The 5,773-nt window shown below is 56.6% G+C and carries 6 protein-coding genes; 3 read left to right on the forward strand and 3 right to left on the reverse strand.

Annotated features, from left to right (window positions below; genetic code table 11):
- Positions 1-142 precede the first annotated feature (142 nt).
- Genes PKC81_RS14210 through carA form a run of 3 tightly spaced genes read right to left on the reverse strand, consistent with a single transcriptional unit; the run spans position 143 to position 1,993 of the window.
- Positions 143-457: a hypothetical protein gene (locus tag PKC81_RS14210; RefSeq protein ID WP_324337211.1), complete on the reverse strand. Its 315-nt coding sequence runs from the start codon at positions 455-457 to the stop codon at positions 143-145.
- On the reverse strand, positions 450-818 hold the full coding sequence (locus PKC81_RS14215) for a hypothetical protein (protein WP_324337213.1): 369 nt from the start codon (positions 816-818) through the stop codon (positions 450-452). The genes PKC81_RS14210 and PKC81_RS14215 overlap by 8 nt, the downstream gene beginning before the upstream one ends.
- The gene (carA, locus tag PKC81_RS14220; protein ID WP_324337214.1) at positions 815-1,993 is read right to left on the reverse strand and encodes a glutamine-hydrolyzing carbamoyl-phosphate synthase small subunit; all 1,179 of its coding nucleotides are present in this window, start codon (positions 1,991-1,993) and stop codon (positions 815-817) included. Before carA ends, PKC81_RS14215 begins: the two co-directional genes overlap by 4 nt.
- 142 nt (positions 1,994-2,135) lie before the next feature.
- On the opposite strand from carA, the gene PKC81_RS14225 reads away from it, so the two are divergent.
- The 3 genes from PKC81_RS14225 to PKC81_RS14235 all read left to right on the forward strand — a co-directional run.
- On the forward strand, positions 2,136-2,588 hold the full coding sequence (locus PKC81_RS14225; RefSeq protein WP_324337216.1) for a GatB/YqeY domain-containing protein: 453 nt from the start codon (positions 2,136-2,138) through the stop codon (positions 2,586-2,588).
- A gap of 1 nt (position 2,589) precedes the next feature.
- A complete protein-coding gene (gene dnaG / locus PKC81_RS14230; RefSeq protein ID WP_324337218.1) occupies positions 2,590-4,443 on the forward strand; it encodes a DNA primase in 1,854 nt (617 codons plus the stop codon).
- Positions 4,444-4,481: 38 nt separating this feature from the next.
- On the forward strand, positions 4,482-5,773 hold a 1,292-nt coding region (locus PKC81_RS14235; protein ID WP_324337220.1), incomplete at its 3' end, for an RNA polymerase sigma factor region1.1 domain-containing protein.

Here is a 5,773-nt window from a genome sequence, read left to right on the forward strand (position 1 = left end):
TTGACGAGGATGATGCGATAGCCCTCCTCGCGCAGCGCCTTGCACGCCTGCGTCCCCGAATAGTCAAATTCGCACGCCTGACCGATAATGATCGGGCCAGCGCCGATGATGAGGATGGATTGGATGTCAGTGCGTTTGGGCATTATTTTTGCTGTTCTAGCTGTTCTAAGAGTGGGGGAGGGTTTGGTGCGTTTATCCAATCCCACGCATACTGGGGCAAACCTCCACCCATCAAATTTGGAAAAACTTGCGAGATAACGTATGAATCACCAGCAAAAAAATCATGATAGCTTTCTATCAAGGGAAGCAATTTCCAGTCTGTTTTGACAAGCATCGTCCCAGCAGTTGCTATATAAAACTGATAGGTGGCTGTGTGCGCCTTAATAAATGCAACTAGTTGGGGAACCGTGTATTTTTCCGAAAAGGGACTGTAGCTCAAGATATAGGTATTATACATCACCAATACCTTCCAGAGAGGGATTATTAATCGACTTCTGGTCAACAATGGTCACTGTGCCGCTTTTATCACCAATTTGATTATTCATTTGATTCAAAACCATTTTGGTCTCAACATGACGCTCGCTTTGCAGACGGTCACGATCAAAAAAAGTGAAAAGCAGAATCTGAAATATAGCTACTGCAGGGGGGACTGCGGCTAGTCCAACCAATAGCAGGTTATTCCACTGACCAGAAAAGGCAGCGATAGCTAAAGCTATGGGTGAACAAATTGCCGACAGAGTGAGAATTGGATTTAATGCGCTACTGGTGGCCACTGACTTTGTCATGCCTGCGGCGCTTTCGAAGCCTGGTATTTTCATCCCATCATCCCCGCAAACTTCTCGAAGAGATAGTGGCTGTCCTGCGGGCCGGGGCTCGCTTCGGGGTGGTATTGCACGCTGAAGGCGGGCTGGTCGGTGAGTTCAAAACCGCAATTGCTGCCGTCGAACAGGCTGGTGTGCGTTGCGCGGGCGTTGGCGGGCAGCGTGTCGGCATCGACCGCAAAGCCGTGGTTCATGCTGGTAATCTCGACCGCGCCGTCGGAAAGCCGCTTCACCGGATGGTTCGCGCCGCGATGGCCTTGATGCATCTTCTCGGTCTTTGCGCCCACCGCCAGCGCGAGCATCTGGTGGCCAAGGCAGATGCCGAACAGCGGCTTCTTTGTTTCGAGCCACGCCTTGATCACCGGCACCGAATACACCCCCGTCGCCGCCGGATCGCCGGGGCCGTTCGACAGGAACAGACCATCGGGCCGGTGCGCCATGATCTCTTCAAAGCTCGCCGTGGCCGGAACGACGGTTACTTCACAACCAGTATCAACCAAGTTCCGCAATATATTGCGTTTTATACCATAATCAATTGCGACGACTTTTGGCCGCTTGGCTGCATTGGTGTCAATTTTATCAGCTTTGGCGGCATAGCCCTGCCCCAGCGTCCAAAGCCCGTCATCCCAGCCATAGCTTTGCAGCGTCGTCACATCCTTGGCGAGGTCCATTCCCTCCAACCCCGGCCAGGCCTTTGCCTGCGCCAACAAGGCGGGAATATCGAATATCCCATTCGCGCTATGCGCAATCACCGCATTGGGCGCGCCTTTCAGGCGGATCAGGCGGGTCAGCGCGCGGGTATCGATGCCCGAAAGCCCGATCCGGCCATTGACCGCCATCCAGTCGCGGAAATGCTGGGTTGCGCGGAAATTGGATGGGTTGGAGACATCCTGCCGCACGATGGCGCCCAGCGCATGCGGGTTGGTCGCCTCTATATCTTCAGGGTTCGTGCCGACATTGCCGATATGCGGAAAGGTGAAGTTGATGATCTGCCCGGCATAGCTGGGGTCGGTCATCACTTCCTGATAGCCTGTCATCGCGGTGTTGAAGCAGACTTCGCCAACGGCGCTGCCTTCCGCGCCAAAGCCCCTGCCCCAGATAACCTCTCCACTGGCCAAAACCAATACGCCTGTCGCTCCGGTGGGCGCGCGCGTAGTGGTAGGGTCAGCCATGGTGGCGGTCCTTTTTCAATAGAGTTTCTGGCGATGTCGCTAAGGCACCGCGCCTAGACATGGGGGCCGCGAAGGTCAATCTATTAAAAACGAAAAGTTGTGGCTAAGGTGACGGCTTCCTCTTTTTCAAAGAAATCGGAACATGATTCGAGATGATATAAAGGCGGCCCAGATCGCCGCAATGAAGGCTGGCGAGAAAGACCGTCTGGCGGCTGTCCGCCTGATTTTGGCCAAGCTGAAAGACCGCGACATCGAACTGCGCACCCAATCCGCCCCTGCGGATGATGATGCCGTGGTCGTCGATGTGCTGCAGAAAATGGTCAAGCAGCGCCGCGAATCGATCGCGCTCTACGAACAGGGCGGCCGTCAGGAACTGGCCGATGTCGAAAAGGCCGAGCTGGCGGTTATCGAAACCTTCCTTCCCGCGCAGATGGACGAAGCCGAAACAACTGCGGCCATCGAAGCCATCAAGGCCGAACTGGGTGCCAGCAGCGTCAAGGATATGGGCCGCGTGATGGCGACCTTGAAGGAACGCCATGGCCCCCAGCTTGATATGAGCAAGGCAAGCGCGCTGGTGAAGGCGGCTTTGACCTGAAGTGTCGCTCACCCCGCAATGGCTGGATGAACTGCGCGCGCGGACCTCGCTTTCCGCGTTGATTGGTCGCAGCATCAAGGTGACCAAAGCGGGGCGCGAGTATAAGGCCTGCTGCCCCTTCCATAACGAGAAGACGCCCAGTTTCACGATCAACGATGAAAAGGGTTTCTACCACTGCTTTGGCTGCGGGGCGCATGGGGATGCCATCCGCTGGATGACCGACCAGCGCGGGCTGAGCTTCATGGACGCGGTAAAGGAATTGGCCGATGCCGCAGGGATGCAGGTTCCTGCAGCCGACCCGAAAGCCGCAGCCAAGGCCGAACGCGCCAATACGCTATATGACGTCATGAAGGCAGCGCAGGAGTGGTTTGTCGCGCAATTTCAGGGGCTGGAGGGCGCAGAAGCCCGGGCCTATTGTGAACGGCGCGGATTGAAGCCGGAAACGATCAAGACATTCGGCATAGGCTTTGCACCGGACAGTCGGGGCAAGCTGAAAGAAGCGATCAAGCATTTTGGCGATGACAAGCTGGTCGAGGCAGGCCTGTTGATATCGGTTGAAGACAAGGAACCTTATGACCGGTTCCGTGGTCGCCTGATGATCCCGATCCGCGATCCACGTGGCCGGGTGATTGCCTTTGGCGGGCGGATATTAGGTGCGGGCGAACCCAAATATCTCAATTCGCCCGACACGCCTTTGTTCGACAAGGGACGCACGCTCTACAATCTCGACAAGGCATCCGCTGCCTCACGTGCCTCGGGCCGGGTTATTGTCGTCGAAGGCTATATGGATGCGATAGCATTGGCACAGGCAGGTTTCGGCGAGGCTGTAGCGCCATTGGGAACCGCGTTGACCGAGCAACAGATAACCATGCTGTGGCGAATGGTGCCCAAGCCGCTTCTCTGCTTCGATGGCGACGCTGCCGGGCAAAAAGCCGCCTTCCGCGCGGCCCAGCGCGCTTTGGGAGGACTGAAGCCTGGCCACAGTCTTGAATTTGTGACCTTGCCCGAAGGTCAGGATCCGGACGATCTGGTGCGCAGTGCTGGTCCTCGCGCCTTTGCCGAGCTGCTGGAAGCTTCGGAACCGCTGGTCGAACGCCTTTGGAAAACCGAACTGGCCGCAGAACCCGTCGACACGCCCGAAGATCGTGCCGGTTTCAAACAACGCCTCGGCGTTCATGTCGCCAACATCGCCGATGCGGAAATTCGCCGCCATTATGCCGACGCGTTTCGCGAGCGCTTCGACAATCTGTTTGCACGTCGTGAACAGCCGTTTCGTCCAATCGCGCAGAAGCGCGGACCTTGGAAACCAAATACCCCGCCACCCGCATCGCACGAAGCCAAGGCCATTGGTAGTCAGGGAACCGACATTTTGTTGCGCGGCGTGCTCGCGGCATTATTGCGCGAGCCTTCGCAGATCATCCGGCATCAGGAGGCTTTGGCTGGTTTCGTCCCGCGCGACCCGGCACACGCCCGACTGCTCTCGGCAATGCTCGATTCGGCATTGTCCGATTCAGGCAAAGAAACACTTGATAGTGCGGCATTGCTTACCATATTAGGGGACGATCTGTATAATATGGCTCAAGCCTTGTTGCAGGGTGGTGGAACGGCCTTCGGGTTCAACCGTCAATCGGGCACCGGGGAACTGGCTGGGGCACAGGCCTTCAGGCAGCTGGATGAAGCAATCCGGCTGATGAAGCAGCGGCCCGAGTTGGAAGCAGCACTGCAAAGGGCAACCGAATTGGCGAGCACTGACCTCAACGAAGCCAATTTCGCCGAACAACAGCGGCTGCGACAGGAAAAACACGAATTTGACATGCGTCTGGCTGCGCTGTTGCAGCGCGAAGACGTTTTGTAAGAAGACGGGGAAACAGGAACTTGGCTACGCAACCCGAAATGGAAGAAGGCGAAGGCGGCGACGCTCCGCTGATCGATCTCAACGACGCGCAGGTTAAAAAGCTTCTCGCGAAGGCGAAACGTCGCGGCTATCTGACCATTGACGAACTCAACGCAGCCGTTCCGCAGGACCAGTTCACCTCTGAACAGATTGAAGACATCATGTCTGCGATCAACGATATGGGTGTGCAGATCGTCGAAAATGACGAAGCTGGCGAAGATGGTGAGGATCGCGATGATGACGATTCCGAAACCGTCGAACATATCGGTGAGAACGACCCTCGCTCGCTGACCTCTACTGTCAAAAAGACCGGTACCGGTGATCGCACCGACGACCCTGTGCGCATGTATTTGCGCGAAATGGGCGCAGTTGAACTGCTCAGCCGTGAAGGTGAAATCGCGATTGCCAAGCGCATCGAGGCCGGTCGGGACACGATGATTCTCGGACTGTGCGAAAGCCCGATTACGTTCCACGCAATCATCGAATGGTCGAATGCGCTCAACAATGGCGAAATGCAGTTGCGCGAGATTCTTGATCTCGACGCGATGCTTTCAAAGGAGCCTGCGCCGGAAAGCCTTACCGAAGACGGTGAAGACGAAGACGACGGCGAGATCAGCGAAGCAACGGCTGGCCCTTCCTATAAGGAAGAGGAAGATATCGAGGAAGAACAGAGCGCCGACGAGGACGAAGACGATATGACCGAGCGCCGCGCGCGCCCGGTCGAAGAGGAAGAGGAAGACAACACCCTCAGCCTCGCGCAGATGGAAGAGGCGTTGAAGCCTGCTGCGCTCGAACGCTTTGCGACCATCACCAGCCTGTTCAAGCAGTTCTCGAAGATCCAGAACGACCGTATGGTCGCTATGGCCTCTAGCGGCGAATTTCCTAAGGCTTCGGAGAACAAATATCAGAAGCTGCGCGAAGACCTGACCGCTGAAGTCGAGAGCGTGCAGTTCCATGCGAACAAGATCGAATATCTGGTCGACCAGCTTTATTCGTTCAACCGCCGCCTTACCGCATTGGGCGGCCAGATGCTGCGCCTCGCCGAACGCCATAAAGTTCCGCGCAAGGATTTCCTCGACCGTTATATGGGCCACGAGCTTGACGAGAGTTGGCTTGAAAGCGTTTCGGCGCTCGACAAGAAATGGGCCAAGTTCGCCGAAAATGAAGTCGATGCCGTTGAACGCATCCGCGGAGAAATCTCCGATATCGCGGCAAATACGGGCATGAGCCTCAACGAATTCCGCCGCATCGTCAACATGGTGCAGAAGGGCGAGCGCGAGGCGCGCATCGC

This window comes from Sphingorhabdus sp. (assembly GCF_035329025.1).
Classification (GTDB): Bacteria; Pseudomonadota; Alphaproteobacteria; order Sphingomonadales; family Sphingomonadaceae; genus Sphingorhabdus_B.